This is a genomic window from Hahella sp. HN01 (genome assembly GCF_018986435.1).
Lineage (GTDB): Bacteria > Pseudomonadota > Gammaproteobacteria > Pseudomonadales > Oleiphilaceae > Hahella.
Window position 1 is genome coordinate 1 of the sequence record NZ_JAHMIN010000096.1, and the last position, 2684, is coordinate 2684.

Below are 2684 nucleotides of genomic sequence, written 5' to 3' on the forward strand. Positions count from 1 at the left end.
TTATGACATCGCCACCGTATACATGAACCAACCAGAACAAATAGCGGAAATGCGTGAGTTTCTGGGGTCCGTTAGCGGTGGCGAGAGCTTTATGGTCAGCCTCCATGGCGACCGAGCGAGCCCGCTACAACCCGCTATGCTGGATCCGATCACCTGGAAAGAGGAGCGCTACGGCACGACGGACTTCTTCCGGTATACGTTCAAAGTGCGAATGATTGAGGGATAAGAAAGCGACACCCCGGTTTCTCCTGGGTGCGCCATTCCCCCTCTAATATGTGAAAGACAGCCTTTGACTAAACGCAAATATTCTCAGGTATATGACCTCAGTGCATGAAACTTTCTTTTTTAGAAAGCTACAAACATACCATCAGCGAGTTCTGACATTTAACAATGAAAGTGAGATAGAAATGAATGGCGAGCATGTGGAAAGTTTGATCAAGGAGATTGGTAGGAGAATGAAAATTTCTCTGCCATTAGAAAGCGGATCTGCCGCATTTGAAGACAAAGAAGGTGATCTATGGCTCATAGAAGTCAGCCCCGCTGAAGACAGTCTGCTAATTCACTGCACTATAATTCAGGGGGTTTCACTTTCCCCTGAACATTACCGAACAGCCCTTGCGTTAAACTTTCGCTGCGACTTGTTGCGATGTTGTTATTTCTCATTAAACGAGCTCAACGGCTCTCTAAGGTTATGCCTGCAAGTAGAAACGGAGCATCTTTCTGCTGATATTTTGGAAAACAAAATCGTCAATATGATGGAAGTAAAAGAACAGGTCATTTCTCATTTGCTGAAAAATGGGGAACAGTCCATGAAGCCCCAGAGCCAATTCAATGCACTGATGAAAGTATAAACCGGAAACGTTATGGTCCATATATCAAGTGTCGGCAATAACCCAACTATTCATACTCCTGCGCCAGTGGAGCAAGCAAGCCCCAGTCGCTTGGAAAGTCATGGCCTATCCTCCGCGAGCGCTGAAGGTAACAGTGTTGGTGCAGCTAACTCAATGGGTGGTCCAGCCTCGTTGGCTTTATCCTCTGCTCAGGTAAGCGCTCCTGATCCTCTGCATCGCAGGTTAGATAGTAAAGATATCGAAGGATTTTCCTCCGCTTTCAAGAGTATGAAGTCGGCTTTAGAAAAACAGGGTATCGACCCCGATAAAACACTTTTTGTAAGTGTCGGTAGAAGCCCACAGGTATTGTGTAAGTATATGGAAAAAGCAGGTGCAGATGTCACTTACTTACAGTTATCTGGCTTGTCAGGAAAGTCTATGCAGAGTTTTGATACTCTGTCCGATCCTGCCCAAGCAAACAGGAACAACTATTTCGACTCAGCGGTGTTGTCCAAACTCAACGATGATACTAGGGCCATTGTGACTATTGATGTAGGCGTATCTGGCTCCAGCAATTTGGCGGCATACAATGAAATCAAAAATGCCTTGGAAAGACTGCGACCGAATTCTGATGTCAGCGTGAAGATGGCAACAGTCTCTCCTTTTCAGAATATTAAAGACGACAGAATTAATTCAAGCGCCTTAGAGCATGCAGATAACCTCTTTAAAAAGGTTCCGTTAGATGAGAACACCAGGGGGGTGCATCGTCTCTTGAAAGTTCAGTATAACTCGATAGACAAAGAACTGGCATTTACCGGAAAGTACAAGTACGAAAATGTTGATAAGGGGGTGCCTCCACCTGAGGTGAATCAATCAAAGCTTGCGGCTATAGAGCAACTGGTTGACCAAGCTGTTGACAAGTATGGTCTTGAGCCAGAACCAACGCAACGCAGTCGTCCAGATAAGGAATTTAATCCAATGCTGATGTTTCAAAAAGACGTCGATGCGTGGAAACAGAAGCAATCCAACCAAGCATGGAAAGAAGATCATCCAAATCTTTCGCGAGGCATTGATTTAGCGAAAGGCCTCGTGGTTGCTGCCGCAGGTGCAGGAGCGGCCTATCTTGCTAAACAAATGATCGATCAACAGAACTATGAAGCCTGAAAGAGAGTAAATGAAAATTGGTTAGCACAGCTATTGAGACTGTAATGTAATACTTCTGTGTTGGCCCGTGATTTGTTGCTTTCCAGCATTAGCTAAACAGGCAAGTTGCTACTAATAATTTGCCTGACTATGCCTTGTCTTGCGATTTGCAGATCCTTATGCGGTGAGTATTGAGCGCTTGCCCTGCTTCTATACCAAGTCCCCCTCCGTTTTTACAATAGGCATCTAACCTGATGAGAGTAAGCAATAGCGAATTCGTCTCCGCCTGGAGCGGCGAGAGCGTGTCGCCCGTCTATGTCGTTGAGCTGTCATTCGACCGCGCCAACGAGGACGTGGTGTATCTGACCAGCGGTTCCGTCTCTGGTTTGTCTGGTGTGGTCTATGGCGGCGTGCTGAACGCCCGCACCTTGTCCGGCACATCGCAAAAAATCCAGCCTGATAAAGGCTTGGCGTCCATCGGCAGCCTGGAGTTTGAAGCGCTGGACCACAACCTGAGCGCGCTGCAAAAAGCCAAGCTGGACGATGGCAAAGGCCTACGCGGAAAACGCGTGCGCGTCTGGGTCGGCGAGCGTGGTTTGCAGTGGCAAGACTTTGTCCTGGTGGCCACGCAGATCATCGAGAACGCCGAGATCCTGAACGGGGTTTATTCGTTTAGTTGCGCGGATGTGCAACGCACGCTGCGTAAGGATA

At 47.4% G+C, this 2684-nt stretch carries 4 protein-coding genes; all 4 read left to right on the forward strand.

Features of this window, described 5'->3' with window-relative positions; genetic code table 11:
- On the forward strand, positions 1-226 hold a 226-nt coding region (locus tag KP814_RS32230; RefSeq protein WP_216740623.1), incomplete at its 5' end, for a hypothetical protein.
- A gap of 181 nt (positions 227-407) precedes the next feature.
- Complete coding sequence (locus KP814_RS32235; RefSeq protein WP_216740624.1) at positions 408-851, forward strand: type III secretion system chaperone; 444 nt, start codon at positions 408-410, stop codon at positions 849-851.
- Between the two features lie 12 nt (positions 852-863).
- Positions 864-1994 (forward strand): hypothetical protein, encoded by a 1131-nt coding sequence (locus tag KP814_RS32240; RefSeq protein ID WP_216740625.1) that lies wholly within the window; start codon positions 864-866, stop codon positions 1992-1994.
- A gap of 233 nt (positions 1995-2227) precedes the next feature.
- Positions 2228-2684: hypothetical protein (locus tag KP814_RS32245; RefSeq protein ID WP_216740626.1), on the forward strand; the 457-nt coding region annotated here is incomplete at its 3' end.

Excerpts from the sequence above, each read along its gene's own strand:
- KP814_RS32235 (WP_216740624.1), top strand. The coding sequence starts at position 408 with ATGAATGGCGAGCATGTGGAAAGTTTGATCAAGGAGATTGGTAGGAGA.
- KP814_RS32240 (WP_216740625.1), top strand. The coding sequence starts at position 864 with ATGGTCCATATATCAAGTGTCGGCAATAACCCAACTATTCATACTCCT.